The organism is Cellulomonas sp. NEAU-ZC6 (assembly GCF_056844425.1).
Window position 1 is genome coordinate 225,322 of sequence record NZ_JBXFYH010000001.1, and the last position, 26,312, is coordinate 251,633.

Genomic DNA, 26,312 nt, shown 5'->3' on the forward strand with positions numbered 1-26,312 from the left:
CCCCCCGATCCCGTCCCACCGAACCACCTGGAGCTCCCGTGCGCCGACCCCGCCGCGCCCTCGCCGTCCCCGCCCTCCTCACCGCCCTGCTGCTCGCCGGCTGCAGCACCGGCGCCGTCGCCGACCCCGGTGCCGACGCCGCCACGACGGAGGCGGCCGCGGTGACCGACGTCGCGGCCGGTGCCACCGCCGAGCAGGTGCTGGCCGCGAACACCCCGGTGCACGAGGTCGCGGACGCCGGCACCGCGACCGGCACCGTCACCCTCGACGGCGACACGGCCAGCACCGACGCCGACGGCGTGACCGTCGACGGCTCCGTCGTCACCCTCACCGCCGGCGGCACCTACACGCTCACGGGCACGCTCGACGACGGCCAGGTCGTCGTGGACGCCGGCGACGCGACCGTGCACCTGGTGCTCGACGACGCCGACGTCACGTCCTCGACCAGCGCCCCGCTGGTGATCAGCAGCGCCGGGTCCGCCGTCGTCGAGCTGGCCGACGGGTCCGCGAACACCCTCACCGACGCGACCTCGTACTCCTACCCCGACGGCGAGGACGAGCCGAACGCCGCCCTGTTCAGCGCCGCCGACCTCACGATCACCGGCGACGGCGCCCTCACCGTCACCGGCCGCGCGAACGACGGGATCACGTCGAAGGACGGCCTGGTGGTCCAGGGCGGGGCGATCACGGTCGACGCCGTCGACGACGGGATCCGCGGCAAGGACTACCTGGTCGTGACCGGCGGCACCCTCGACGTCACCGCGGGCGGCGACGGCCTCAAGGCGGACGACACCGACGACCCGACGGCGGGCTTCGTGGCCGTCGCGGGCGGCGACGTCACCGTGACCGCGGCCGGCGACGGCGTGGCCGCCGAGACCGACGTCGTGGTCACCGGCGGCGCGCTCGACGTCACGGCAGGCGGCGGCAGCGGGTCGGCACCCGCGGACGACGTCTCGACCACGGGACTGAAGGGCTCCGCGTCGGTGGTCGTCGCCGGCGGCACCGTCACGGTCGACTCCTCCGACGACGCCGTGCACGCGGACGGCATCGTCTCCGTCACCGACGGCGACCTGACGCTGTCCTCCGGGGACGACGGCGTGCACGCCGACGTGGCCCTCGACGTCACGGGCGGCGCGGTCGACGTGCGGACCTCGTACGAGGGCCTGGAGGCCGAGTCGATCACCCTGGCGGGCGGGGACGTCGCCGTGGTGGCAGCGGACGACGGGCTGAACGCCGCCGGCAGCGCCACGGGGTCCACCGAGGACGCGCAGGGCGACTGGGCCGGGCCCGGCGGGGAGACCACGGGCACGGCGAGCCTGACGATCACCGGCGGCACGATCAGCGTCGACTCCGGCGGCGACGGCCTCGACGCCAACGGCACGCTCACCATGAGCGGCGGCACCGTCGTCGTCAACGGCCCCGAGGACGACGGCAACGGCGCGATCGACGCCGACAGCACCCCGTCGGTCACCGGCGGCACGCTGGTCGCGGCGGGCTCCTCCGGCATGGCGACGGCGCCCGGCGCCGACGGCCAGGGCTGGGTGTCGGTGACGTTCGGCTCGGCGCAGCCCGCGGGCACCACCCTCGCGGTGGTCGACGCCGAGGGCGTCGTCGTCGCGACGTTCACGCCGGCCAAGGACATCACCTCGCTGGTGGTCGCGGCGGCGGGCCTGACCTCGGGCGCGGAGTACACGGTGGTCGCCGGCGCGACGGCCGCCGGCGACGCGTACGCCGGGTACACGGCCGGCGGTGACGCCGCGGCCGGGACCGTGGTGGCGACCGTGACCGCGGGCGAGCACACCGGCGGCACGGGTGGCGGCCCGGGCGGTGGCCGGGCGCCGGGCGGCACGCGGCCGGGCTCCGACGTCTGACGGCAGGACCGCGGCGCGCAGCCGGATCCGCCCGGCGGCCCCGGCGGGCCGCCGGGCGGGGCTGCCGGGCGGATCCACTGCGTAGGGTGACGGTGTGACCGTGCGCCGCGTGATGGGGATCGAGACCGAGTACGGCGTCCTGCAGCCCGGCCGCCCGAACGCCAACCCGATGCTGCTGTCCAGCCACGTCGTCGCCGTGCACGCGGCGGCGCGCCAGGGCGGCCGGGCCAAGGCCCGCTGGGACTACGACGACGAGGACCCCCTGCAGGACGCGCGCGGGTTCCACCTGCAGCGCGCCTCCGCGCACCCGTCGCTGCTGACGGACGACCCGGCCCGGCCGGCGCCGTCGGGCGAGGACGGCGCCGGTGCGGGCGGGGACGGCCCGCAGGAGGTCGCCCGGTCGCTCGTCGAGGAGTACGAGGACCCCGGCGCCGCCAACGTCATCCTGACCAACGGCGCGCGGCTGTACGTCGACCACGCGCACCCCGAGTACTCCTCCCCGGAGGTCACCAACCCGCTCGACGCCGTCCGCTGGGACCGCGCCGGCGAGTTGGTGATGCTGTCCTCGGTGCGGGCGCTCGCCTCCACCCCCGCGCTGCCCGACGTCGCGCTGTACAAGAACAACGTCGACGGCAAGGGCGCCACGTACGGCACGCACGAGAACTTCCTGGTGGACCGGTCGGTGCCGTTCGCCGACCTCGCCTCGCGGCTGATGCCGTTCCTGGTCACGCGGCAGGTGTTCACCGGCGCCGGCCGGGTCGGCCTGGGGCAGCGGGGCGAGGAGGCCGGCTTCCAGCTCTCGCAGCGCGCCGACTACATGGAGGCCGAGATCGGCCTGGAGACCACCCTGCGCCGCCCGATCGTCAACACCCGCGACGAGCCGCACGCGGACCCGGACCGCTGGCGCCGGCTGCACGTGATCATCGGCGACGCCAACCTGCTCGAGGTCGCGACGTTCCTCAAGCTCGGCACCACCTCGCTCGTGCTCTGGCTGGTCGAGCGGATCGCCGACGGCACGGCCAAGGACCTCGGCGCCACGCTCGACCGGCTGACGCTGGCCGACCCGGTCGCCGCGGTGCACACCGTCAGCCACGACCTGGCCCTCACCGCGCGCCTCCGGCTCGCCGACGGGCGGCGGCTCACCGCCGTCGAGGTGCAGCGCGAGTACCTCGCGGCGGTCCGCACCGCCCTCGGGCGGGACCCGGGCACGCAGGTCGACGCGCAGACCGCCGACGTCCTGGCCCGGTGGGGCTCGCTGCTGGACAGGCTGGTCACCGACCCGGCGTCCTGCGCCCGGGAGGTCGAGTGGCTGGCCAAGATGCGCCTGCTCGAGGGCATGCGCCGCCGGGACCACCTGGACTGGGACCACCCGCGGCTCGCGGCCGTCGACCTGCAGTGGTCGGACGTGCGCCCCGAGCGGGGGCTCTACCACCGGCTCGTGAACGCGGGGGCCGTCGAGCGCCTGGTGGCCGACGACGCGGTGCAGGCCGCCGTGCGCACCCCGCCGGAGGACACCCGCGCGTACTTCCGCGGCGAGACGATCGCGCGGTTCGGCGCGCACGTGTCGGCGGCCAGCTGGGACTCCGTCGTGTTCGACGTGCCCGGCGCGCCGACCCTGCAGCGGGTGCCGATGCGGGATCCGCTGCGCGGCACCAAGGCGCACGTCGCCGCCCTGCTCGAGTCCTCGCCGGACGTGCGCAGCCTGCTGGAGGCGCTCGGCTCCTGACCTCGGGCGCCGCGTGCTCGCCGTGTCCTCGTCGTGTCCTCGTCGCGTCACGGGAACCCGTGCCGACCAGGGCCTAGGGTGGTGCCACTGCGGGCCGCTGCGCACAGCAGCGGGACCGTGCCCGACTCGGCGCCGGAGGTGCACATGGCTGGTCAGGAACGCGCGCGGGACCGTCGCGAGGACGACGAGCCGGTCGACGGGCCGGACGTCGAGCAGGCGACCGCCGCGGCGCAGCAGCGCGACGCCGAGGTCGACGCCCTCCTGGAGGAGATCGACGACGTCCTGGAGACCAACGCCGAGCAGTTCGTGCGCGGGTTCGTGCAGAAGGGCGGGCAGTGACGCGTGCCGACGGACCCGCTGACCTCGGCGGGGCGGCTGCCCGGGGCGTTCACCACGCCCGGGTCGTCGTCCTTCGTCGACTTCCTCGCCCAGCACGCCCCGGACCTGCTGCCCGGACGGCGCGCGGCCCTGCCGGTCGGTGACGTGCCGGCCGCCGGCGTCGCCCCGCACGCCACGACGATCGTCGCGCTGACCTTCGCGGGCGGCGTCGTGATGGCCGGCGACCGCCGCGCCACGATGGGTTCCCAGATCGCGTCCCGGGACATCGAGAAGGTGTTCCCGGCCGACGACTACTCCGCGGTCGGCATCGCCGGCACCGCGGGCCTGGCCGTCGAGCTGGTCCGGCTGTTCCAGCTCGAGCTCGAGCACTACGAGAAGATCGAGGGCACGCTGCTCTCGCTGGACGGCAAGGCCAACCGCCTCGCCACGATGATCCGCGGCAACCTCGGCCTCGCGCTGCAGGGCCTGGCCGTCGTGCCGCTGTTCGCCGGGTTCGACCTGGACCGCGGGACCGGGCGGATCTTCTCCTACGACGTCACCGGCGGCCGGTACGAGGAGCACCAGCACCACAGCGTCGGCTCCGGCTCGGTGTTCGCCCGCGGGTCGCTCAAGAAGCTCTGGCAGCCGGGCCTGGACGCCGACGCCGCCGTGCGGGTCGCCGTCGAGGCCCTCGTCGACGCGGCGGACGACGACTCCGCCACCGGGGGCCCCGACCAGTCGCGCCGCATCTGGCCGGTCGTCGCCACCGTGACCGCCACCGGCTACCTGCGCGTCGGCCAGGAGGCGCTCGGCGACGTGGTCGCCGCCGTGCTGGCCGACCGCGCCGAGCAGCACGCGCGCACCCGGGGAGAGGAGCCGACGCCGTGAACTCGCCCCACGACATCGTCCGCACCGCTCACGATCCCGCGGGGGCCCCGAGATGAGCATGCCGTTCTACGTCTCGCCCGAGCAGCTGATGAAGGACCGGGCCGACTACGCCCGCAAGGGCATCGCCCGCGGCCGGTCCGTCGTCGTGCTCGCCTACGACGACGGCATCGCGTTCGCCACCGAGAACCCCTCGCGCGCCCTGCACAAGGTGTCCGAGATCTACGACCGGATCGCGTTCGCCGCGGTCGGCAAGTACAACGAGTTCGAGAACCTGCGCGTCGCCGGCGTCCGGTACGCCGACCTGCGCGGCTACTCCTACGACCGGCGCGACGTGAACGCCCGGGGGCTGGCCAACGCGTACGCGCAGACGCTCGGCACCGTGTTCACCACCGAGTCCAAGCCGCTCGAGGTCGAGCTCGTCGTCGCCGAGGTCGGCGCCGACGTCGCCACCGACCAGCTCTACCGGCTGCAGTACGACGGGTCCGTCGCGGACGAGCGCGGGTTCGTCGTCATGGGCGGGCAGGCCGAGCGGCTCCGCGAGGAGGTCGCCGCCGGGTGGGTGCCGGGCATGCCGCTCGGCGACGCGCTCGCGCTCGCCGTCCGGGCGCTCGGCACCCCGGCCGACGGCACGGACGAGGACGACCGGCGGGTCATCCCCGCCGCACAGCTCGAGGTCGCGGTCCTGGACCGCACGCGCCCCCGCCGGGCGTTCCGGCGCCTGTCCGGCGTCGTCCTGGAGGACCTGCTGGGCTCGGCCTCCGAAGCCTGAGGAGACGCACCATGGACCGACGGATCTTCGGCCTCGAGACCGAGTACGGCGTCACCTGCGCCGCCGACGACGGGCGCGGCCTGTCCGCGGACGAGGTCGCCCGGTACCTGTTCCGCAAGGTCGTCGCGTGGGGCCGGTCGTCCAACGTCTTCCTGCGCAACGGCTCCCGGCTCTACCTGGACGTCGGCTCGCACCCGGAGTACGCCACCGCCGAGTGCGACGACTGGCGCCAGCTCGTCACGCACGACCGGGCGGGGGAGCGGATCCTCGAGGGCCTGGTCGCCGACGCCCAGCAGCGCCTGGAGCACGAGGGCCTGTCGGGCCGGATCCACCTGTTCAAGAACAACACCGACTCCGCCGGCAACTCCTACGGCTGCCACGAGAACTACCTCGTGCGCCGGCAGGGCGACTTCTCCCGGCTGTCCGACGTGCTCGTGCCGTTCCTCATCACCCGGCAGGTGCTGACCGGCGCGGGCAAGGTGCTCGCCACCCCGCGCGGCGCCGTCTTCTGCCTGTCCCAGCGCGCCGACCACATCTGGGAGTCCGTGTCGTCGGCCACCACCCGGTCCCGGCCGATCATCAACACCCGCGACGAGCCGCACGCGGACGCCGAGCACTACCGGCGCCTCCACGTGATCGTCGGCGACTCCTCGATGTCCGAGACCACCACCATGCTCAAGGTCGGGTCGACCGACCTGGTGCTCCGGCTCATCGAGGCCGGGCTGCCGATGCGCGACCTCACGCTGGAGAACCCGATCCGGGCGATCCGGGAGATCAGCCACGACATCACCGGCTCGCACCCCGTCACCCTGGCCACCGGGCGCACCGTCACCGCGATCGACCTGCAGGAGGAGTACCTGGGCCGCGTCCAGGACTTCGTCGGCGGCGAGACCGACGCCGGACCCGAGGTCAAGCAGGTGCTCGAGCTCTGGGAGCGCGGCCTGCGCGCCCTGCGCACCGGGGACCTGTCCCTGGTCGAGCGCGAGCTGGACTGGGTCATCAAGCACCGGCTCATCGAGCGGTACCGCGCCAAGCACGGCCTGGAGCTCTCGGACGTGCGCGTCGCCCGGATGGACCTGGCCTACCACGACATCTCCCGCACGGAGGGCCTGTACAACCTGCTCGCCCAGCGCGGGCTCGTCGAGCGCGTCACCACCGACGTCGAGGTCTTCGAGGCCACGTCCGTGCCGCCGCAGACCACCCGCGCCAAGCTCCGCGGCGAGTTCGTGCAGGCCGCGCAGGAGGCGCGCCGGGACTACACCGTCGACTGGGTGCACCTCAAGCTCAACGACCAGGCGCAGCGCACCGTCCTGTGCAAGGACCCGTTCCGCAACGTCGACGACCGGGTCGAGCGGCTCATCGAGTCCATGTGACGGGTCTTCACCAGACCCGCCCCGGCTGACCGGCCCCGACGTCCAGGACGCCCTGCCCGGACCCGTACAGTGGGCGCGGCAAGATGCTGGACGCTCGGAAGGATCGATGTGCGACGTCTCGTGGCCGTGTGCGCCGCAGCGGCACTCGCGCTGCTCGCGGGGTGCTCGACGGAGGACCCCGAGCCGCCGGAGGTCGTCGTGACCGGCGAGGCCGACGTGGCGCCGACCGTGACCTACCGGACCCCGCTGCGGCTGTCCGAGCCGATGAGCGAGGTCGTCTGGGAGGGCACCGGCCCCGACCTCGTCGAGGGCCGGCCCGTGCTGCTCGACTTCTGGCTGGAGAACGCCTCCGACGCGTCGCTCGTCAAGGAGTCGTACAGCACCAGCCCGACGCCGCGCATGCTCACCGAGGAGGACCTCGGCAAGGACCTCTACGCCACCCTGTCCGGCCAGAAGGTCGGGGCGCGGCTCCTGCAGCTCAGCCCCGCCTCCGAGGCGAGCGCCTCGTCCTACCCGACGGTCACCGTCCTGGACGTCCTGCCGATCCGCGCCGACGGCGAGCCCGTGGCCCCGCGCGAGGGCATGCCCGCCGTGGCCCTGGCCGACGACGGCGCCCCGTCGCTCACCCCGACCGGCACCGAGCCGCCCACGGACCTCGTCGTGCAGCCGCTGATCCGCGGCACCGGCGACCAGGTCGCCGAGGGCGACGTCATCACCGTCCAGTACACCGGGTTCGTGTGGGGGACCGGCGAGCCGTTCGACTCCACCTGGACCAACGGCAGCCCGGCCACCTTCCAGCTCGACGACGTCCCCGCCTGGAAGGAGGCGCTGGTCGAGCAGGCCGTCGGCAGCCAGGTCATGGTCGTCGTGCCGCCCTCCTACCCGCTCGGCGCCACCCAGAGCGAGGAGCTCTCCGGGCAGACCATCGTGTTCGTCATCGACCTGCTCGCCACCCGCGCGCCGGCCCGGGCCGACGCCGCCGATCCCGCGGCGACCGCCGCACCCGAGGGGGAGTGACGTGACCGTCGCGCTGCGGGTCGTCCCGTGCCTGGACGTCGACGCCGGACGCGTCGTCAAGGGCGTCAACTTCGAGAACCTTCGGGATGCCGGCGACCCCGTCGAGCTCGCCCGCCGCTACGACCGCGAGGGCGCCGACGAGGTCACCTTCCTCGACGTCTCCGCGTCCTCCGGCGACCGCGAGACCACCTACGACGTCGTGCGGCGCACCGCCGAGCAGGTGTTCGTGCCGCTCACCGTCGGCGGCGGCGTCCGGTCCGCCGACGACGTCGACCGGCTGCTGCGCGCCGGTGCCGACAAGGTCGGCGTCAACACCGCGGCCATCGCGCGGCCCGAGCTGATCGCCGAGATCGCCCACCGGTTCGGCAGCCAGGTGCTCACCCTGTCCGTCGACGCCCGCCGCGTCACCGGGGACACCCGGACCGACTCCGGCTACGAGGTCACCACGCACGGCGGTCGCCGGGGGACCGGCATCGACGCCGTCGCCTGGGCCGTGCGCGCCGCCGAGCTCGGAGCCGGCGAGATCCTGCTCAACTCCATGGACGCCGACGGCACCGAGGCCGGCTTCGACCTCGACATGCTGCGCGACGTCCGCCGCGAGGTCCGCATCCCGCTGATCGCCAGCGGCGGCGCCGGGGTGGTCGAGCACTTCGCCGCGGCCGCCGACGCCGGGGCCGACGCCGTGCTCGCCGCGAGCGTGTTCCACTTCGGCCAGCTCACCGTCGGGCAGGTCAAGGACCACCTCCGCGCCACGGGGCACGTCGTCCGGTAGGCCCGGTTGCGGGCGGCTCGGGGAGCCGCCAGGGTCGGCCCCGTGGCGACCGCGAGCGGCCCCCGACGCCGACCGACGATGCTCGACGTGGTCGCGGGCTTCGTCCTCATGGTCTGCGGGGGCTACCTCGCGGTCCTCGGGTTCCGCGACGGCAACACGGTGTCGGGCGTCGTCGGACTGGTCCAGGTCGGCCTCGGCGCGTACTGCGGCTGGTGGGCGGTGCGGGAGCGCCGGCGCCTGCGCTGACCGGGGTGCGGGAGAGAGCCCGACCCGGACCGACGTGCGTCCCTGCGCCCCGGCACGGCACGATGGGCGGATGCAGCGCATCGGACTGACCGGAGGGATCGCGGCCGGCAAGTCGGTGGCCGCCCAGCGGCTCGCCGAGCGGGGCGCCGTCCTCATCGACTACGACGTGCTGTCCCGGGACGCCGTCGCGCCCGGCTCGGCCGGCCTCGCGGACGTCGTGGCGGCGTTCGGGGAGACGGTGCTGACCGCCGACGGCACGCTCGACCGGCCGGGCCTCGCCGCCGTCGTGTTCGCCGACCCCGGCGCGCGCGAGCGGCTGAACGGCATCGTGCACCCCGTGGTCCGCCGGCTCGCCGCCGAGCGGGAGGCCGCCGCGGCCGCCGCCGACCCCGGTGCCGTCGTGGTGCACGACGTGCCGCTGCTCGTCGAGACCGGCCGTGCCGACGCCTTCCACCTGGTCGTCGTCGTGCAGGCGCCGGCCGTGCTGCGGGTCGAGCGGCTCGTCCGCACGCGCGCCATGGACCGCACCGAGGCCGAGCGTCGCATCGGCGCCCAGGCCACCGACGAGGAGCGGCTCGCCGTCGCCGACGTCGTCCTCGACGGGTCCGGCGACCCCGACGACCTCCGCGCCGAGGTCGACGCGCTCTGGGAGCGGCTCGCCGCCGAGCGGGACGACGAGCACGAGGTGGACGTCCCGTGAGCACCCCGACCGTGCTGGTCACGGGCTTTGAGCCGTTCGAGCAGCAGGAGGTCAACGCCTCCTGGGCCGCCGTCAGCGCCGTGGCGGCCGACTGGGACGAGGCCGCCGAGGGTGCGCGGCTGGTCACGGAGCTGCTGCCCGTGTCGTTCGCCCGGGCGCCCCGACGGCTCGCCGAGCTGCTCGTCGACGTACGACCGGACCTCGTCGTCTGCGTCGGCGAGGCCGGCGGACGGTCCGCCGTGAGCGTCGAGCGCGTGGCCGTGAACGTCCAGGACGCCCGGATCCCCGACGAGGACGGCGCGCAGCCCGTCGACGCGCCGGTGGTCCGTGGCGGCGACGTCGCGTACTTCTCGTCGCTGCCCGTCAAGGCGTGCCTCGCCGCGCTGCAGGACGCGGGCGTGCCCGGCGAGGTGTCGAACACCGCCGGGACCTACGTGTGCAACACCGTGGCCTACGCGCTCGCCGACGCCCTGGCCGCCGGGCGGGCACCCGGGGCGCGCGGCGGCTTCGTGCACGTCCCGCGGCTGCCGGAGCAGGTGCCGGACGGGGCCGCGGCTCTAGGCGTCGACGAGGCGGCACGCGGCCTCGCGGCCGTGCTGCGGACCGCGCTGCGCACGACGGAGGACCTCGAGCTGGCGGCGGGCACGCTGAGCTGAGCTGAGCTGAGCTGAGCTGAGCTGGCTGGAGTGAGCGAGCCGCCCGGCACCGAGCAGCATCTCCAGGCACCGGCACGCAGCAGCAGGCACGCAACAGCAGGCGCGCGACGGCCAGCGCCCGATGGCCGGCACCCGACAACCGGTACGTGCCACAACCGGTACGTGCCACAACCGGTACGTGCCACAACCGGTACGTGCCACAACCGGTACGTGCCAGCCGGCACCGAGGAGCCTGGCACGTGCCGGCCGGTGACGCGTGTCGAGGTGGTCTGGCCGCCCGGTCGCCGACGCGTGCGTCGGCTAGAACGGCGGCGGGATCGGCAGCGGGATCGACGGCTGCGGCAGAACCGCGGAGTCGGTGCCCGGCCGCACCTCGTACCGGTGGCCGGTGGGATCGATCCAGACGAACGTCCCCGGGCTGACGTGGTGCAGCACGAAGCCCGCCTCGGACTTGAGCCGGTGGTGGTTGCGGCACAGCGGTGCCAGGTTCGCGTGGCTGGTCGTACCCGGCGGACCGCCGTCGTCGGGTGGTCGGTGGTAGTCGCGGGAGTGGTCGACGTCGGCCAGGTCCGCGGCGACGGAGCAGCCCGGCCAGACGCAGGTCCGGTCACGACGCCTGACGTGCTCGGCGAGTGCGGCGGTGGGCCGGTAGCGGGTGCGGCCCAGGTCCAGGACGGTGCCGTCACGCGGGTCGGTCAGCATCCGCTGCCAGGTGCCACCCCAGGCGAGCGCGCGGGCCTGGACGGCGTCGATCGGTCCGTAGCCGGACAGCTCGGCGGGACCGTCGTCCAGCCCCATCATCGTGGTGATCGGGATGGTGATCAGCACGCGCGTCCGAGGGTGCGTCCGCGGAGCCGTGGTCCCGGACCCCGCTGCGTGACCTGGCGATGCGGCGGGGTCGGGCGATGCGGCGGGCTCGGTGGCCTCGCAGGGACCCGACGTCCGCGCGGGCCGAGGCATCGCGTCGGAGGGGTCCGCGGCATCGGTGCGCAACGGGTTCCGGCCGGCCGACGGGCTCGGGAGACCGCCGGCGGGCGGCTGCCCGAACGCGTCCGACGGGGTGCACCCGCGATGCAGGACCAGGTCGCAGAGCCCGTCGGCGCGCAGCTGCTCCAGGGTCCGCGGGTCGCCGCCTGCCCGCGCCGCGCGGGCTGCTGCCTCCAGGAAACCGTCCACCTGGACGGCCTCGGCAGCCGGGAGCAGGACCCACAGGGCAGCCATGCCGTCGTCCCGGACGAGCGGCCGCGAGACGCCGCGGGTGGCGCGCGCCGCGACGTGGGGCGGCGTGCTCGGCGTCGACGCGCAGCAGCGCGCGTTCGACGTCCTGCTTGACCTGGTGGCTGGTCCGGCCCTCGGCGTGCTCGAGGACCGCGGTCTCGACCTGGAGCGCGACGCGGGGCGGCTGGTCGTGCAGGTGCCGCACGATGACCCGGGCGCGCGGCGGGTCGATGGCCCCGCGGGCGAGCGCGTCACCGGTCTCGGCCAGGACGCCCGCGTAGCAGCGACCCTCCGCGATCAGAGTCGCGGTCTCCCTCGGCGACGTCTGCAGGCGCAGGGCGAGCACCGCGGGCGCGATCCGGTCCGGCACGACGTGCATGCCCTCGGGCACCGGCTCCGTGCGCGGGGTGCTCATGGTCCAGTGCCGGTCCACCGCGGCGGCGGCGCGCGCCTTGACCGCGTGCGCCCAGGAGGCCACCCGGCCCGCCGCGGCCGCCACCTCGACCCGGTCGTGGGCGTCCAGCAGCTCCAGGTCGAGAGACGCGACCAGCTGCGCCAGCGCGGGACCCGCCGGGGTGTCCGCGAGCAGGCGGGTCAGGTCGCGGCGCACCTCCAGGCGCACGCCGTCGAAGCACTCCAGCACGCCCTGCTCGCCCACGTGGTCGACGGCCGGGGAGCCCGGATCCACGTATTCGGTCAGCACCAGGCGGCCGGGCAGCGCGACGCCGACCGGGTCGGCGTCGGCCGTCCGGGTCGGGTGTTCGCGCTGCTGATCGGGCATGCCGACCACCGTACGAGGTGCCACCGACAATGCAGGGAATCGACCACGACACCTGTGGACGAGCAGTTCTTTCTCCCGATCGGACATTTCCTCGCAAAGGTGGAAATGCCGGGAGGCAGCCCGGCGCGAGCCCGGTGCCGACCCGTGCCCATCCGGTGCCACCTCGCACGCCGTGGGCGAACCCGGGCCCTCGTCCGGCGCACGTGTCGGACCCGCGTCGTACGGTTGACGCCATGCGTCCCGTCACCGATCTGCAGCGCACCGTCGCCCCGTTCGAGGTGGTCTCCGAGTTCACCCCGTCCGGTGACCAGCCGGCCGCGATCGCCGAGCTGAAGAAGCGCATCCAGGCGGGGGAGAAGGACGTCACGCTGCTCGGCGCCACCGGTACCGGCAAGTCGGCGACCACGGCGTGGCTGATCGAGCAGCTGCAGCGCCCCACCCTGGTGATGGCGCCCAACAAGACGCTCGCCGCGCAGCTCGCCAACGAGTTCCGCGAGCTGCTGCCCAACAACGCCGTCGAGTACTTCGTGTCGTACTACGACTACTACCAGCCCGAGGCGTACATCGCGCAGACGGACACGTACATCGAGAAGGACTCGTCGATCAACGACGAGGTCGAGCGGCTGCGGCACTCGGCGACGTCGTCGCTGCTGACCCGCCGCGACGTGGTCGTGGTCGCGTCGGTGTCCTGCATCTACGGCCTGGGCACGCCGCAGGAGTACGTCGACCGCATGGTGACGCTCGACGTGGGCGACCAGGTCGACCGCGACCAGCTGCTGCGCCAGTTCGTCTCGATGCAGTACAGCCGCAACGACATGGCGTTCACCCGCGGCACGTTCCGGGTGCGCGGCGACACGGTCGAGATCATCCCGGTGTACGAGGAGCTCGCGATCCGCATCGAGTTCTTCGGCGACGAGATCGAGGCGATCCAGACCCTGCACCCGCTGACGGGCGAGGTGGTCCGGAACGAGAAGCAGGTGCACGTGTTCCCGGCGACCCACTACGTCGCGGGCCCGGAGCGCATGGAGCGCGCGATCGGCGGCATCGAGCACGAGCTGGAGGAGCGCCTCAAGGACCTCGAGCGCGCGAACAAGCTGCTCGAGGCCCAGCGGCTGCGTATGCGCACCACCTACGACATCGAGATGATGCGCCAGATCGGGTCGTGCTCGGGCATCGAGAACTACTCGCGGCACATCGACGGCCGCGCGCCCGGCACTGCGCCGAACACGCTGCTGGACTACTTCCCCGAGGACTTCCTGCTCGTCATCGACGAGTCCCACGTGACGGTCCCGCAGATCGGGGCGATGTTCGAGGGCGACATGTCCCGCAAGCGCAACCTGGTCGACTTCGGGTTCCGGCTGCCGAGCGCGATGGACAACCGCCCGCTGCGCTGGGAGGAGTTCGTCGACCGCATCGGGCAGACCGTGTACCTGTCGGCGACGCCCGGCGACTACGAGCTGGCGATGTCCGACGGCGTCGTCGAGCAGATCATCCGCCCGACCGGACTGGTCGACCCGGAGATCGTGGTGAAGCCGACCAAGGGCCAGATCGACGACCTGCTGGACGAGATCCGCACCCGCGTGGAGAAGGACGAGCGGGTCCTGGTGACGACGCTGACCAAGAAGATGGCGGAGGACCTGACGGACTACTTCCTGGAGAAGGGGGTCCGGGTCCGCTACCTGCACTCGGAGGTCGACACGCTGCGCCGCGTCGAGCTGCTGCGCGAGCTGCGCCTGGGCGAGTACGACGTGCTGGTCGGCATCAACCTGCTCCGTGAGGGACTCGACCTGCCCGAGGTGTCGCTGGTCGCCATCCTCGACGCCGACAAGGAGGGCTTCCTCCGGTCGGGCAAGTCGCTGATCCAGACCATCGGCCGTGCGGCGCGCAACGTGTCGGGCCAGGTGCACATGTACGCCGACAAGATCACGCCGGGCATGGCGATGGCGATCGACGAGACGACGCGCCGCCGTGAGAAGCAGGTGGCCTACAACCTCGAGCACGGCATCGACCCGCAGCCGCTGCGCAAGAAGATCGGCGACATCACGGACCTGCTCGCCCGCGAGGACGCCGACACCGCGGAGCTGCTGGGCGGCGCCGGGCGCCAGTCGAGCCGCGGCAAGGCGCCGGTGCCGGGGCTGAGCTCCAAGGCCGGCCCGCCGTCTGAGCGCACGAAGCTCGCGGGCGCGGCGGCCGGCGAGCTCGCCGGGCTCATCCAGGAGCTGAGCGACCAGATGCACGCGGCGGCGGGGGAGCTGCAGTTCGAGCTCGCGGCGCGGCTGCGCGACGAGATCTCGGGACTCAAGAAGGAGCTGCGGCAGATGCACGCCGCGACCGCCTGACGACTACGGGAGGCACGCATGGGGCACGGGTTCCAGGTCACCTTCGACGCGGGCTCGCCCCGCGCGCTCGGCGCGTTCTGGGCGCTGGCGCTCGGGTACGTCGAGGAGCCGCCGCCACAGGGCTTCGACTCGTGGGACGCCGCGCTGGACGCGTGGGGCTTCGACCCGGCTGACCGCGACACCGCGTACGCGGTGGTCGACCCGGCGGGGGACGGCCCGCGGGTGTACTTCCAGCGCGTGCCCGAGGGCAAGACGGCGAAGAACCGGGTGCACCTGGACGTCCGCTCGCCGGGATCCGCCGGGATCGACCGCGAGGACCGGGTCGCGAAGCTGGGCGCGGCCCGGGCGCACGCCGCCACGCTGGTCGGGGCCGGCGGCTCGGTCCTGCGCGAGGTGGACGACCCGCGCGAGGGCGCGTGGGTGGTCATGGCGGACCCGGAGGGCAACGAGTTCTGCGTGGTCTGACGTCTCGCTCGGGGTGAGGCGTCCCGGCCGGGTCGGCGAGACGCAGGTCACGGCGCGCCGGGGTGCGGCCGCTCGGTGCGCCTAGGACTGATGACCTATGCTGGCGCACGCAGTGGAGGGGAGTATCCCGACACGACGCCCCCCGTCAACACGGTCGCCTATGACGCCGACCCGGGGACGTCGGCCTGGTCAGCAGGTGGGAGAGACCTCCGGTACTCAGTCGTCTCTTCTTCTCGTCTGTACCGGAGGAATCACCTATGTCCGTCGACCTGTGGGTCTGGGTCGCGACCGGCGTCGCGATCATCGGGATGGTCCTGTTCGACTTCTTCGCGCACGTGCGCACGCCGCACGCGCCGTCGTTCCGCGAGGCGGCCACCTGGTCCGCCATCTACATCGCGCTCGCCATCATCTTCGGCGTCGGGCTCGGCTTCGTCTGGGGCTGGGACCACGGCACGGAGTACTTCGCGGGCTACGTCACCGAGAAGAGCCTGTCGGTCGACAACCTCTTCGTCTTCCTCATCATCATGACGAAGTTCGCGGTGCCGCGGGAGTTCCAGCAGAAGGTGCTCCTGGTCGGCGTCGTGATCGCGCTGGTGCTGCGCACCGTCTTCATCCTCGCCGGTGCCGCCGCCATCGAGCGCTGGTCCTGGGTCTTCTACATCTTCGGCGCGTTCCTGGTGTACACCGGCATCAAGCTGGCCAAGGAGAAGCACGAGGCGGACGAGCTCAGCCACGCGGACGAGAAGAAGGACGGCCTCGCGGTCCGCCTGCTGAAGAAGGTCGTCCCGTCGACCGAGGAGTACCACGGCGACCGCCTGACCACGAAGATCGACGGCAAGCGGTTCATCACCCCGATGCTCGTGGTCATGGTCGCGATCGGCGCCACCGACATCCTGTTCGCGCTGGACTCGATCCCGGCGATCTACGGCCTCACGCAGGAGCCGTACATCGTGTTCACGGCCAACGCGTTCGCGCTGCTCGGCCTGCGCCAGCTGTACTTCCTGATCGGCGGCCTGCTCGAGCGCCTGGTGTACCTGAACAAGGGTCTGGCGTTCATCCTCGCCTTCATCGGCATCAAGCTGGTCCTGCACGCGATGCACGAGAACGAGCTGCCGTTCATCAACGGCGGCGAGCACATCGAGTGGGCGCCGGAGATCCCGACGTGGCTCTCGCTGCTCGTGATCCTGGGTACGCTCACCGTCGCCACCGTCGCGAGTCTCGCCAAGACCCGGCGCGACCGTGACGCCGCGCCGGCCGCCGTGACCGCCGCGGAGGAGCCTGCCGGCAAGGAGCACTGACCCCCGCATGGACGTATCTCCCCTCGTCTGGATCGTCTCGCTCGGCCTCGCCGCCGCCGTCCTCGTCGTGGACGTGGCGGTGGTGGGGCGGCGGCCGCACATCCCGTCGACGGCGGAGTGCCTCCGGTACCTGGGGGTCTACATCGGCCTCGCGCTGGCCTTCGCCGTGACCGTCGCCCTCGTGTGGGGCGGCGGTCCGGCGGGGGAGTTCGTCGCGGGCTGGCTGACCGAGTACTCGCTCTCGGTCGACAACCTGTTCGTGTTCCTGCTGATCATGTCCCGGTTCGCCGTGCCGCGGCAGTACCAGCAGACCGCCCTGCTGATCGGCATCATCCTGGCGCTGGTGTTCCGCGGGATCTTCATCGGCATCGGCGCCGCGGCGATCGCGTCGTTCTCGTGGGTGTTCTACCTGTTCGGCGCGTTCCTCGTCTGGACCGCCGTGAAGGTCGCCCGCGAGGGGGTCGGCGAGGACGCGGACGAGGCCGCCGAGGACTACCGCGCGCCGGCCCTCGTCCGGGCGGTGCAGCGGTTCCTGCCGACGACGGACGGCTACCGGGGCGTCGCCCTCACGGCCAAGGTCGACGGCCGCAGGCACGTGACGCCGATGCTGCTGGTGCTGGTCGCCATCGGTGCGACCGACCTGCTCTTCGCGTTCGACTCGATCCCCGCGGTGTTCGGCCTCACGCAGGAGCCGTACCTGGTGCTGATGGCGAACGTCTTCGCGCTGATGGGGCTCCGCCAGCTCTACTTCCTGCTGGGCGGGCTGCTGACCCGGCTGCGGTACCTCAACATCGGGCTGGGCGTCCTGCTGGGCTTCATCGGCCTGAAGCTCGTCCTGCAGGCGCTGCACGAGAACACGCTGCCGTTCGTCAACGGCGGCGAGCCGGTGGAGTGGGCCCCGGAGCTGCCGTCCTGGGTGTCGCTCGCCGTGATCGTCGTGACCCTCGCGGTGACGGCGGTGACGAGCATCGCGGCCTCCCGCCGTGACGAGCGGCGCGGGGCAGCGGCCGGCGCGAGCCCGGCCGAGGTGCAGCCGGAGGGCGACCGCTCGCGGTGAGCGGCCGCCACCCGGCCGGCGACGGGGACGGTCAGGCCGTCGGTGCCGCCGCCCAGGGTCCGAGCACGAGCGTCCACTCGCGCACCTGCAGGTCCGCGATGATCCCGGCCTGCGAGAACGGGTCCTCGGCGACCAGGCCGTCCAGGGCGGCGCGGTCGTCGGCCGCGAACACCAGGAGCGCGCCGTCCGGGCCGTCGGCGTACGGGCCGGAGCCCAGCAGGAGGCCCCGCTCGGCCAGACCGGCCAGGTAGTCGCGGTGCGCGGGGCGGATCTCGTCGCGCAGGTCCGCGCGCTGGTCGTAGGTGTACTGGACGGCGAAGGTGGTCATGCGGCTCATCCTGCCGCACGCCGACGACGCGCCGCGTCGCCGCGGCACGGGTGGGAGAGTGGCGGCCATGACCGCACGCACGCTGCTGACCGATGACCTGCTCGCCCGCGTCGCCGAGCGCGCACCGGTGCACGACCGGGAGAACACCTTCCCGCACGACGACCTGACCGCGCTGGCGGAGGCGGGCTACCTGCGGGCGTTCGTGCCCGAGCGTCTGGGTGGCGCCGGGCTGTCGCTCGAGGAGGTCGCGCGGGAGCAGGTGCGGCTCGCGGGCGCCGCACCGGCGACGGCGCTGGCGGTGAACATGCACCTGGTGGTCACCGGCATGGCCGCCGTGCTCGCCGCGCGCGGCGACGACTCGCTGGACTTCGTGCTGCGGGACGCCGCGGCGGGCGAGGTGTTCGCCTTCGGGAACTCGGAGCCCGGCAACGACCTGGTGATGTTCGGCTCCCGGACCCGGGCCGAGCGGCAGCCGGACGGCGGCTACCGGTTCCACGGCACCAAGATCTTCACGTCGCTGTCGCCGGTCTGGACCCGCATGGCGACCTTCGGCCTGGACGATCAGCACCCCGACGGCCCGCGCCTGGTGCACGCGGTCGTCACCCGGGAGGACGGCGGCACCACGGCGAAGGACGACTGGGACACCCTCGGCATGCGGGCCACGCAGAGCCGCACCACCGTGCTGGACGGTGCGCCCGCGCGCCCGGAGCGGGTGTTCCGGACGCTGCCGCCGGGCCCCAGCGCGGACCCGTACGTGTTCGCGCTGTTCGCGGTGTTCGAGGTGCTGCTGGCCGCCGTCTACACCGGGATCGGCCGGCGGGCCCTGGAGCTCGCGGTCGCCGCGGCGCACCGGCGGACGTCGATGAAGCACGACGGCCGGTCCTACGCCCAGGACCCGGACATCCGGTGGCGGGTCGCGGACGCGGCGATCGCGCAGGACGGCATCGAGCCGCAGGTCTGGTCGCTCGCCCGCGACGTCGACGAGCAGGTCGACCACGGCGGCCTGTGGTTCGCCAAGGTCGTCGGGCTCAAGGTCCGGGCGACGGAGACCGCCCGCGAGGTCGTGGACAAGGCGGTGCGGGTCTCGGGCGGCGGCACGTACTTCAGCGGCAGCGAGCTCGGCCGGCTGTACCGCGACGTGCTGGCCGGGATGTTCCACCCGTCCGACGACGAGTCGGCGCACGGCACCGTCGCGAACGCCTGGCTCGGCCCGCTCGAGGACTGAACGACGACGGCCCCGGGGCGTGCTGCCCCGGGGCCGTCGTGGCGCCGTCGTGCGCGGTGGCGCGGCGGAGGTCAGCCGCCGATCTCGTCGGAGCAGTACATCGCGAACTCGACCCGGTTCCCGCAGGTCAGGCCGAAGTCCTCGTACTCCGAGCCGGCGGGCGACTCCGTGTACAGGTCGTCGCACGCGGTGCCGCTGCCGCCCTCGCACGCGTCCCAGAGGGCGTCGAGGGCCGGGTCGTCGCCGTACGAGCCGCCCGTGGAGCCCGACTCGTCGGCGGTGCCGGCGCCGGACGCGCAGGAGCCGACGGCGTCCGTCGTCCCGCCGCAGGTGAGGCCGAACTCCTCGTACTCGGACCCGACCGAGGACGTCAGGGCGAGCTCGTCGCACGCCGCGGCGTCACCGGAGTCGCAGGCGTCCCAGAGCGTGTCGAGGGCCTCGTCATCGCCGTACGTGAACCGCTCCGCGTCGATGCCGGTGCACGACGCGTAGCCGTCCGTCCGTCCGCCGCACGTCCGGCCGAACTCCTCGTCGTCCGAGCCGACCTCGGAGTCGTAGTAGAGGTCGTCGCACGCCTCCATGACGCCCGACGCGCAGTCGTCCCGCATCGAGTCGATGTCGTTCTCGTGCGCGACGACGGCCGCGACGATCGCGATGCCGATGCCGATCACCGCCACCAGCTCGACCGCGCCGATGATCAGGCCCGCGAGGGCGAGCCCGCGGCCCTGGGTGCCGTTCTTCCTGGTGCGGCGCAGGCCCAGGATGCCGAGGACGACCGCGACGACGTTCATGCCGAGCAGGCTGGTGACGAGCGCGGCGATGGAGACGCCGTCCGTCGTGGGCGCCTGCGGGCCCGGGTACGGGGCGGCGCCGTACGGGTACGGACCGCCGCCAGCGGGCGGGTTCCCACCCTGGTAGCCGGGCTGGCCGGGCTGGCCCGGGTACCCGGGGTAGGCCGGGTAGCCGCCCTGCTGCTGACCTGCCTCACCCGCTTGACCCGCCTGGCCGGGCTGACCCGCCTGCGGGTAGCCGGGCGCCGCGTAGGCGCCGGCGGCCGTGCCGGGGGCGGGGTCGCCGGCCGGCTCGCCGGACGTGGCCGCCGCCGGGGTCCCGTAGGGCGTGGTCGCGGGTGCGGGGTAGCCGCCGGGCGCGGGGTAGCCGGCGCCCGCCACCGGCGGCACGCCGTACGGCGACGTCGGCTGGTCCGCCTGCGGGGTGCCGTACGCCGCGGTCGGCTGGTCGCCGGTGGTGCGCGTGCCGTAGGGCGCGGTCGGCCAGTCGCCCGCGGTCGGCTGCGCCGGCGGCGTCGTGCCGGACGGCGCGGTCGGCCATCCGGCGGACGAGGCGGGCGTCGGGTCCTGCTCCCCGGGCGCCGCCGGGGTCGTGCCGGCCGACGACGGCTGCCCGCCCTCGGTCCCCGGTGCCGGGTGACCGGTGCTGCTCGGCTGCTCGCCGTCCCCCGGCGTGGCGCTGCCGTCGTTCGACATGGATGTCCCCTCGTCCTGTGCTGTGGCTGTGCGCCACTATGGCAGAAGCCGCCCGAACCGGGACATCCTGGTCCACCGCTGGTGGCACCGCCCTGACCAGCGCACGGACGGAGCCGGCAGCGCCGGGCCGGGCCGTCGGTCCCGCCCGCTCACCAGCCTGGCGCTCACCAGCCCCGCGCGCGCCACCCGCCGAGGTGCGGCCGCTCGGTCCCGAGGGTCGTGTCGCGCCCGTGCCCCGGGTACACCCACGTGTCGTCGCCGAACCGCCCGAACACGCGCTCCTCGAGGTCGGTCATCAGCGAGCCGAACGCCTCCGGGGACGTGGTCCGCCCGGGCCCGCCGGGGAACAGGGAGTCCCCGGTGAGCAGGTGCACCCGCCCGGGCACGGCCCCGGGCACGTCCGTCCCCTCGGCACCCGCAGCGCGCTCCCGGCTGCCCGGCTCCCGGTGCGCCAGGGCCACGGCGCCGGGCGTGTGCCCGCGCAGCGCGACCACCTCCAGCCGGACCGCGCCCACGGTCACGACGTCACCGTGCGCGAGCGGTCGCCCCTCGACGCCGCCCGCCGCGGCGGTGACCTCCGCCAGGTCGGGCGCGCCCGCCGCGTGCGTGGCGCGGGTCGCCGCGAGCACGGCGGCGAGGGCTCCCACGTGGTCGTGGTGCCGGTGCGTCGTGATCACCTGGACCGGCCCGTCGGCCCCGTCGGCGGCCAGCAGGTCCAGCAACCGTTCCGGCTCGGCGGCGGCGTCGACCAGCAGCCGGGCACCGGTCCGGTGGCAGGTGAGCGTGTAGGCGTCGTTGTCCATCGGCCCGACGGACAGCTTCCGGATCGTCACGCCCGCCAGCACCCGCTCGGCCGCGGGTCCGCCCGGGACGACGTCCCCGGTGTACCCCGCGGTCACGCCTGCACCACCGGCTGGTCGCCGGCCACCCCGTCCGCGGCCACCGCGTCCCGGGCCGCGTCCCGGGCCGCGTCCCCGGCGCGCGCCACCGCCTCGCCGTGGGCGTGCACCGCCCGGACCAGCGCGAGGTGCGACAGCGCCTGCGGGGTGTTGCCGGCCATCCGGCCCGTGCCGGGGTCGTACTCCTCGGCGAGCAGCCCGACGTCGTTCCGCAGCCCGGTCAGCACGTCCAGCACCGCGGTCGAGCCCGCGACGTCGTCCTGCCGGGCGAGGGCGTCGGCCAGCCAGCCGGAGCACGCCAGGAACGGGTGCTCGGCGCCGTGCAGGCCGTCGTCGGTCCGCTCGGTGCGGTACCGGAGCAGCAGGCCGGGCGCGACCTCGAGCTCCGCCCGCACCGCCGCCACGGTCCCGGTCAGCCGGGGGTCGGTCGCGGGCAGGAAGCCGACCTGCACCAGCTGCAGCAGGGACGCGTCGGTGTGCGTCGCGCCGTAGAACTGCACGAAGGTGCCGCGCGCGTCGTCCCAGCCGTGCGCGAGGACGTCGGCGTGCACCGCGTCCCGCTCCCGGCGCCACCGCTCGACCGGTCCGGGCAGCCCGTGCTGCTCGACCGCGCGCACGGCCCGGTCGAGCGCCGCCCACGCCATCACCTTGGAGTGCGTGAAGTGCCGCGGCGCGCCGCGGACCTCCCAGATGCCGCTGTCGGGCTCGCGCCACGTCCGGCACAGGTGGTCGACCATGCGGGCCTGCAGCGACCAGGAGTCGGTGCTCTCCGCGATGCCCGCCGACCGCGCGAGGTCGAGGGCGGACATCACCTCGCCGAGCACGTCGTTCTGCACCTGGCCGACCGCGGCGTTGCCCACCCGCACGGGGCGGGACCCGGCGTAGCCGGGCAGGTGGTCGAGGGTGCGTTCCGGCAGGTCCCGGGCGCCGTCGACGCCGTACATGATCTGCACGTCGGCCGGGTCGCCCGCGACGGCGCGCAGCAGCCACTGCCGCCACGCCTGCGCCTCGGTGCGGTAGCCGTGCTCCAGCAGCGCCTCGAGCGTCATCGCGGCGTCGCGGAGCCAGCAGAACCGGTAGTCCCAGTTCCGCTCGCCCCCGAAGTCCTCGGGCAGGGACGTGGTCACCGCGGCGACGATCCCGCCGGTCTCGGAGTCGCTCAGCAGCCGCAGCACGAGCAGCGACCGGACCACCGCCTCGCGGTAGGCGCCCCGGTACGCGCACGCCCGGGCCCACTCGCCCCACCGGTGCTCCGTCGCCTCGATGCGGTGCGCCATCCGCGGCGCGCGCGGGACCGGCTGCCAGGACGGCGCCCAGGTGAGCGAGAGCTCGAGCGAGTCATCCTCGGCGAGCACCACGTCGTCGGCGTGCACCCGGTGCGCGCCGGCCCGGGCCGGCCGGGGCAGGCGGTCGCCGCGCAGCACCAGGCTGTCCGGGCCCGCGACGGCCTGGATCACCTCGGTGCCGCCGGCGTCCACGACGCGGTGCACCCAGGGCACGTCGCGCCCGTAGCCGAACCGCACCACCCACTCGTGCCGCACGTGCACGGTCCCGCGGGTCGCGGTGATCCGCCGGACCAGGTCGCACCGGCCGTCGCCCAGCGGCATCGCGTCGAGGAGCACCGCGGTGCCGGTCGGGGACTCGAAGGTCGTCTCCAGGACGAACGAGTCCCCGAGGTACCGGCGGGTGACCCGGGTGGCGTCGGGGACGGTCAGCAGCCACCGCCCGTGCTCGGGGCCGCCGAGCAGCGCGGCGAAGCACGCGGGGGAGTCGAACCGGGGCGGGCAGAGCCAGTCGACGGAGCCCGCGCGGGACACGAGCGCGGCGGTGCGCCCGTCTCCCAGGACGGCGTAGTCGCCGATCGGCGTGGGGTGCGTCACGGGGGTGCCGGCGGGGTCCGGGAGCATGGCCTCATCATGCGCCCCACCTGCGGCGACGCGCAGGGCGGCGGGCCGCACACCGTTCGAACACATGTGCGTCTGTCGGAGGTCGGCCGTAGAGTTGCGCGCGTGAATGATCGACTGGTGGTCCAGGGGGCCCGCGAGCACAACCTGCGCAACGTCGACCTGGACCTCCCGCGTGACAGGCTCATCGTCTTCACCGGCCTGTCCGGGTCCGGCAAGTCGTCGCTGGCGTTCGACACCATCTTCGCGGAGGGGCAGCGCCGCTACGTCGAGTCGCTGTCCGCGTACGCGCGCCAGTTCCTCGGGCAGATGGACAAGCCGGACGTCGACTTCATCGAGGGCCTGTCGCCCGCGGTGTCGATCGACCAGAAGTCGACCAACCGCAACCCGCGCTCGACGGTCGGCACCATCACCGAGGTCTACGACTACCTGCGCCTGCTGTTCGCCCGCGCCGGGACGCAGCACTGCCCGGTCTGCGGCGAGCGCGTCACCGCGCAGACCCCGCAGCAGATCGTGGACCGCCTGCTCGAGCTGCCCGAGGGCACCCGCTACCAGGTGCTGGCCCCGGTGATCCGCGGTCGCAAGGGCGAGTACGCGGACCTGTTCGCCGAGCTGCAGGCCAAGGGCTTCGCCCGCGCCCGCGTCGACGGCGAGGTCGTGCAGCTCACCGAGCCGCCCACGCTGGAGAAGAAGCTCAAGCACGACATCGAGGTCGTGGTCGACCGCCTGGTGTCCCGCGAGGGCGTGCAGCGCCGCCTCACCGACTCCGTGGAGACGGCGCTCGGCCTGGCCGGCGGCCTGCTCGTGGTCGAGATGGTCGACGCCGACAAGGACGACCCCGAGCGCGAGCGCCGGTTCTCCGAGCACCGCGCGTGCCCGAACGACCACCAGCTCACGCTGGAGGAGATCGAGCCCCGGACCTTCTCGTTCAACGCCCCGTACGGCGCCTGCCCCGAGTGCACGGGTCTCGGCTCCCGCCTCGAGGTCGACCCCGACCTGGTCGTGCCGGACGACGACCTGTCCCTGCGGGACGGCGCGGTCGCCCCGTGGGCGCAGATCTCGTCCGAGTACTTCGAGCGGGTGCTCACCGCGCTGGCCGACGACCTCGGGTTCTCGATGGACCAGCCGTGGCGCGCCCTGCCCGAGCGGGCCCGCAGCGCGGTGCTGTACGGCGAGAACCACCAGGTGCACGTCAAGTACAAGAACCGCTGGGGCCGGGAGCGGCAGTACTCGACCGGCTTCGAGGGCGTCGTGACGTTCCTCGAGCGCCGGCACGGGGAGACCGAGTCCGAGTGGAGCAAGGAGAAGTACGAGGCCTACATGCGGGAGGTGCCGTGCCCCGTGTGCGAGGGGACGCGGCTCAAGCCCGAGGTGCTGGCCGTGCTGGTCGGCGGCAAGTCCATCGCCGAGGTCTGCGCGCTGCCGATCCGCGAGGCCCGGGACTTCCTCGACACCCTCGAGCTCGGCATCCGCGAGCGGCAGATCGCCGAGCAGGTGCTCAAGGAGATCCAGGCCCGGCTCGGCTTCCTGCTGGACGTCGGCCTCGACTACCTGTCGCTGATGCGCGCCGCGGGCACCCTGTCCGGCGGCGAGGCGCAGCGCATCCGGCTCGCCACCCAGATCGGCTCCGGGCTGGTCGGCGTGCTCTACGTGCTGGACGAGCCGAGCATCGGCCTGCACCAGCGGGACAACCGCCGCCTGATCGACACGCTGACCCGGCTCCGGGACCTCGGCAACACGCTGATCGTCGTGGAGCACGACGAGGACACCATCCGCACCGCGGACTGGATCGTCGACGTCGGCCCCGGCGCGGGCGAGCACGGCGGCCGCGTCGTGCACTCCGGCGACCTGCAGGGCCTGCTCGACTCCCGCGAGTCGGTCACCGGCGCGTACCTGTCGGGCCGCCGGCAGATCCCGATGCCCGCGAAGCGGCGCAAGGTCGACAAGAAGCGCCAGGTCACGGTGCACGGCGCCCGCGAGCACAACCTGCAGAACGTCGACGTCTCGTTCCCGCTGGGCACGTTCACCGCGGTGACCGGCGTCTCGGGCTCCGGCAAGTCGACGCTGGTCAACTCGATCCTCTACACCGTGATGGCCAACGAGCTGAACGGCGCCCGGCGCGTCGCCGGCCGGCACAAGCGGGTCAGCGGCCTGGACCAGCTCGACAAGGTCGTGCACGTCGACCAGGGCCCGATCGGCCGCACCCCGCGGTCCAACCCGGCGACCTACACCGGCGTGTGGGACCGGATCCGCAAGCTGTTCGCGGAGACCACCGAGGCCAAGGTGCGCGGGTACACGGCGGGCCGGTTCTCGTTCAACGTCAAGGGCGGCCGCTGCGAGGCGTGCTCCGGCGACGGCACGCTGAAGATCGAGATGAACTTCCTGCCGGACGTCTACGTCCCCTGCGAGGTGTGCCACGGCGCGCGGTACAACCGCGAGACGCTCGAGGTGCACTTCAAGGGCAAGACGGTCGCCGACGTGCTCGACATGCCGATCGAGGAGGCCGCGGAGTTCTTCGCCGCGGTGCCCGCGATCAGCCGGCACCTGTCGACGCTGGTCGACGTCGGCCTGGGCTACGTCCGGCTGGGGCAGCCCGCCCCGACCCTGTCCGGCGGCGAGGCGCAGCGCGTCAAGCTGGCCACCGAGCTGCAGCGCCGGTCGACCGGCCGCACCGCCTACGTGCTCGACGAGCCGACCACCGGCCTGCACTTCGAGGACATCCGCAAGCTGCTCGGCGTGCTGCAGGGCCTGGTCGACAAGGGCAACACCGTGCTGGTCATCGAGCACAACCTGGATGTGATCAAGAACGCCGACTGGGTCATCGACATGGGCCCGGAGGGCGGCTCGGGCGGCGGCACCGTCGTCGCGCAGGGCACGCCCGAGGCGGTCGCGCGCGTCGAGGCCAGCCACACCGGCCGGTTCCTCGCCGAGGTGCTGGCCGACCCGGCCCAGGAGCGCGTCAGCGCGTGAGGGCC

General features: G+C 73.9%; 22 protein-coding genes and 1 pseudogene. 17 read left to right on the top strand and 6 right to left on the bottom strand.

Annotated features, from left to right (window positions below):
* Positions 1 to 38 precede the first annotated feature (38 nt).
* From AC1050_RS00985 to pcp, 11 genes are all read left to right on the top strand, one after another.
* Positions 39 to 1,871: a carbohydrate-binding domain-containing protein gene (locus tag AC1050_RS00985; RefSeq protein WP_482385519.1), complete on the top strand. Its 1,833-nt coding sequence runs from the start codon at positions 39 to 41 to the stop codon at positions 1,869 to 1,871.
* A 94-nt stretch (positions 1,872 to 1,965) separates the two neighbouring features.
* Positions 1,966 to 3,597 carry a depupylase/deamidase Dop gene (gene dop / locus AC1050_RS00990; RefSeq protein WP_482385520.1) on the top strand — a complete coding sequence of 544 codons (1,632 nt, stop codon included), beginning with the start codon at positions 1,966 to 1,968 and terminating at the stop codon, positions 3,595 to 3,597.
* A gap of 144 nt (positions 3,598 to 3,741) precedes the next feature.
* Positions 3,742 to 3,936 carry a ubiquitin-like protein Pup gene (locus AC1050_RS00995; protein WP_146837158.1) on the top strand — a complete coding sequence of 65 codons (195 nt, stop codon included), beginning with the start codon at positions 3,742 to 3,744 and terminating at the stop codon, positions 3,934 to 3,936.
* A gap of 18 nt (positions 3,937 to 3,954) precedes the next feature.
* Positions 3,955 to 4,803, top strand: coding sequence for a proteasome subunit beta (gene prcB / locus AC1050_RS01000; RefSeq protein WP_482387212.1), 849 nt, complete (start codon positions 3,955 to 3,957; stop codon positions 4,801 to 4,803).
* A 52-nt stretch (positions 4,804 to 4,855) separates the two neighbouring features.
* Positions 4,856 to 5,572, top strand: a complete 717-nt coding sequence (gene prcA / locus AC1050_RS01005; protein WP_482385521.1) for a proteasome subunit alpha — start codon at positions 4,856 to 4,858, stop codon at positions 5,570 to 5,572.
* An 11-nt stretch (positions 5,573 to 5,583) separates the two neighbouring features.
* On the top strand, positions 5,584 to 6,945 hold the full coding sequence (gene pafA / locus AC1050_RS01010; protein ID WP_482385522.1) for a Pup--protein ligase: 1,362 nt from the start codon (positions 5,584 to 5,586) through the stop codon (positions 6,943 to 6,945).
* Between the two features lie 108 nt (positions 6,946 to 7,053).
* Positions 7,054 to 7,962, top strand: coding sequence for an FKBP-type peptidyl-prolyl cis-trans isomerase (locus AC1050_RS01015; RefSeq protein WP_482385523.1), 909 nt, complete (start codon positions 7,054 to 7,056; stop codon positions 7,960 to 7,962).
* 1 nt (position 7,963) lies between these two features.
* Entirely contained in the window at positions 7,964 to 8,734 is a 771-nt protein-coding gene (gene hisF / locus AC1050_RS01020; RefSeq protein ID WP_482385524.1) for an imidazole glycerol phosphate synthase subunit HisF, read from the top strand.
* 42 nt (positions 8,735 to 8,776) lie between these two features.
* Positions 8,777 to 8,980: a hypothetical protein gene (locus tag AC1050_RS01025; protein ID WP_482385525.1), complete on the top strand. Its 204-nt coding sequence runs from the start codon at positions 8,777 to 8,779 to the stop codon at positions 8,978 to 8,980.
* 70 nt (positions 8,981 to 9,050) lie between these two features.
* Positions 9,051 to 9,680 carry a dephospho-CoA kinase gene (coaE, locus tag AC1050_RS01030; RefSeq protein ID WP_482385526.1) on the top strand — a complete coding sequence of 210 codons (630 nt, stop codon included), beginning with the start codon at positions 9,051 to 9,053 and terminating at the stop codon, positions 9,678 to 9,680.
* Positions 9,677 to 10,336 (top strand): pyroglutamyl-peptidase I, encoded by a 660-nt coding sequence (gene pcp / locus AC1050_RS01035; RefSeq protein ID WP_482385527.1) that lies wholly within the window; start codon positions 9,677 to 9,679, stop codon positions 10,334 to 10,336. The genes coaE and pcp overlap by 4 nt, the downstream gene beginning before the upstream one ends.
* Positions 10,337 to 10,636: 300 nt before the next feature.
* Here pcp and AC1050_RS01040 read toward each other — a convergent pair whose 3' ends face one another.
* Together AC1050_RS01040 and AC1050_RS01045 are read right to left on the bottom strand one after the other, a co-directional pair.
* Positions 10,637 to 11,164 (bottom strand): HNH endonuclease, encoded by a 528-nt coding sequence (locus AC1050_RS01040; protein WP_482387273.1) that lies wholly within the window; start codon positions 11,162 to 11,164, stop codon positions 10,637 to 10,639.
* 243 nt (positions 11,165 to 11,407) lie between these two features.
* Positions 11,408 to 11,809: pseudogene (locus AC1050_RS01045) on the bottom strand (DUF222 domain-containing protein); the annotation flags it as partial.
* Between the two features lie 759 nt (positions 11,810 to 12,568).
* Between AC1050_RS01045 and uvrB the strand changes: the two are divergent.
* From uvrB to AC1050_RS01065, 4 genes are all read left to right on the top strand, one after another.
* Positions 12,569 to 14,674 carry an excinuclease ABC subunit UvrB gene (gene uvrB / locus AC1050_RS01050; RefSeq protein ID WP_482385528.1) on the top strand — a complete coding sequence of 702 codons (2,106 nt, stop codon included), beginning with the start codon at positions 12,569 to 12,571 and terminating at the stop codon, positions 14,672 to 14,674.
* Positions 14,675 to 14,692: 18 nt separating this feature from the next.
* On the top strand, positions 14,693 to 15,139 hold the full coding sequence (locus AC1050_RS01055; protein WP_482385529.1) for a VOC family protein: 447 nt from the start codon (positions 14,693 to 14,695) through the stop codon (positions 15,137 to 15,139).
* A gap of 257 nt (positions 15,140 to 15,396) precedes the next feature.
* Complete coding sequence (locus AC1050_RS01060; RefSeq protein ID WP_482385530.1) at positions 15,397 to 16,437, top strand: TerC family protein; 1,041 nt, start codon at positions 15,397 to 15,399, stop codon at positions 16,435 to 16,437.
* A 7-nt stretch (positions 16,438 to 16,444) separates the two neighbouring features.
* Positions 16,445 to 17,494, top strand: a complete 1,050-nt coding sequence (locus tag AC1050_RS01065) for a TerC/Alx family metal homeostasis membrane protein (RefSeq protein WP_482385531.1) — start codon at positions 16,445 to 16,447, stop codon at positions 17,492 to 17,494.
* A 31-nt stretch (positions 17,495 to 17,525) separates the two neighbouring features.
* Here the strand turns inward: AC1050_RS01065 and AC1050_RS01070 are convergent, their stop codons facing one another.
* Complete coding sequence (locus AC1050_RS01070; protein ID WP_482385532.1) at positions 17,526 to 17,822, bottom strand: YciI family protein; 297 nt, start codon at positions 17,820 to 17,822, stop codon at positions 17,526 to 17,528.
* Between the two features lie 67 nt (positions 17,823 to 17,889).
* Here AC1050_RS01070 and AC1050_RS01075 point away from each other — a divergent pair, with 67 nt between their 5' ends.
* On the top strand, positions 17,890 to 19,047 hold the full coding sequence (locus tag AC1050_RS01075; RefSeq protein WP_482385533.1) for an acyl-CoA dehydrogenase family protein: 1,158 nt from the start codon (positions 17,890 to 17,892) through the stop codon (positions 19,045 to 19,047).
* A gap of 71 nt (positions 19,048 to 19,118) precedes the next feature.
* On the opposite strand, the gene AC1050_RS01080 is transcribed toward AC1050_RS01075, so the two are convergent.
* From AC1050_RS01080 to AC1050_RS01090, 3 genes are all read right to left on the bottom strand, one after another.
* Positions 19,119 to 20,534: a DUF4190 domain-containing protein gene (locus tag AC1050_RS01080; protein ID WP_482385534.1), complete on the bottom strand. Its 1,416-nt coding sequence runs from the start codon at positions 20,532 to 20,534 to the stop codon at positions 19,119 to 19,121.
* 164 nt (positions 20,535 to 20,698) lie between these two features.
* On the bottom strand, positions 20,699 to 21,433 hold the full coding sequence (locus AC1050_RS01085) for an MBL fold metallo-hydrolase (protein WP_482385535.1): 735 nt from the start codon (positions 21,431 to 21,433) through the stop codon (positions 20,699 to 20,701).
* Positions 21,430 to 23,340, bottom strand: coding sequence for a glycoside hydrolase family 15 protein (locus AC1050_RS01090; RefSeq protein WP_482385536.1), 1,911 nt, complete (start codon positions 23,338 to 23,340; stop codon positions 21,430 to 21,432). The genes AC1050_RS01085 and AC1050_RS01090 overlap by 4 nt, the downstream gene beginning before the upstream one ends.
* A gap of 102 nt (positions 23,341 to 23,442) precedes the next feature.
* Between AC1050_RS01090 and uvrA the strand changes: the two genes are divergently transcribed.
* Positions 23,443 to 26,307, top strand: coding sequence for an excinuclease ABC subunit UvrA (gene uvrA / locus AC1050_RS01095; RefSeq protein ID WP_482385537.1), 2,865 nt, complete (start codon positions 23,443 to 23,445; stop codon positions 26,305 to 26,307).
* Positions 26,308 to 26,312 lie beyond the last annotated feature (5 nt).

Excerpts from the sequence above, each read along its gene's own strand:
- AC1050_RS00995 (WP_146837158.1), top strand. The coding sequence starts at position 3,742 with ATGGCTGGTCAGGAACGCGCGCGGGACCGTCGCGAGGACGACGAGCCG.
- prcA (WP_482385521.1), top strand. The coding sequence starts at position 4,856 with ATGAGCATGCCGTTCTACGTCTCGCCCGAGCAGCTGATGAAGGACCGG.
- pafA (WP_482385522.1), top strand. The coding sequence starts at position 5,584 with ATGGACCGACGGATCTTCGGCCTCGAGACCGAGTACGGCGTCACCTGC.
- coaE (WP_482385526.1), top strand. The coding sequence starts at position 9,051 with ATGCAGCGCATCGGACTGACCGGAGGGATCGCGGCCGGCAAGTCGGTG.
- uvrB (WP_482385528.1), top strand. The coding sequence starts at position 12,569 with ATGCGTCCCGTCACCGATCTGCAGCGCACCGTCGCCCCGTTCGAGGTG.
- AC1050_RS01055 (WP_482385529.1), top strand. The coding sequence starts at position 14,693 with ATGGGGCACGGGTTCCAGGTCACCTTCGACGCGGGCTCGCCCCGCGCG.
- AC1050_RS01060 (WP_482385530.1), top strand. The coding sequence starts at position 15,397 with ATGTCCGTCGACCTGTGGGTCTGGGTCGCGACCGGCGTCGCGATCATC.
- AC1050_RS01065 (WP_482385531.1), top strand. The coding sequence starts at position 16,445 with ATGGACGTATCTCCCCTCGTCTGGATCGTCTCGCTCGGCCTCGCCGCC.
- AC1050_RS01070 (WP_482385532.1), bottom strand. The coding sequence starts at position 17,822 with ATGACCACCTTCGCCGTCCAGTACACCTACGACCAGCGCGCGGACCTG.
- AC1050_RS01075 (WP_482385533.1), top strand. The coding sequence starts at position 17,890 with ATGACCGCACGCACGCTGCTGACCGATGACCTGCTCGCCCGCGTCGCC.
- AC1050_RS01080 (WP_482385534.1), bottom strand. The coding sequence starts at position 20,534 with ATGTCGAACGACGGCAGCGCCACGCCGGGGGACGGCGAGCAGCCGAGC.
- AC1050_RS01090 (WP_482385536.1), bottom strand. The coding sequence starts at position 23,340 with ATGCTCCCGGACCCCGCCGGCACCCCCGTGACGCACCCCACGCCGATC.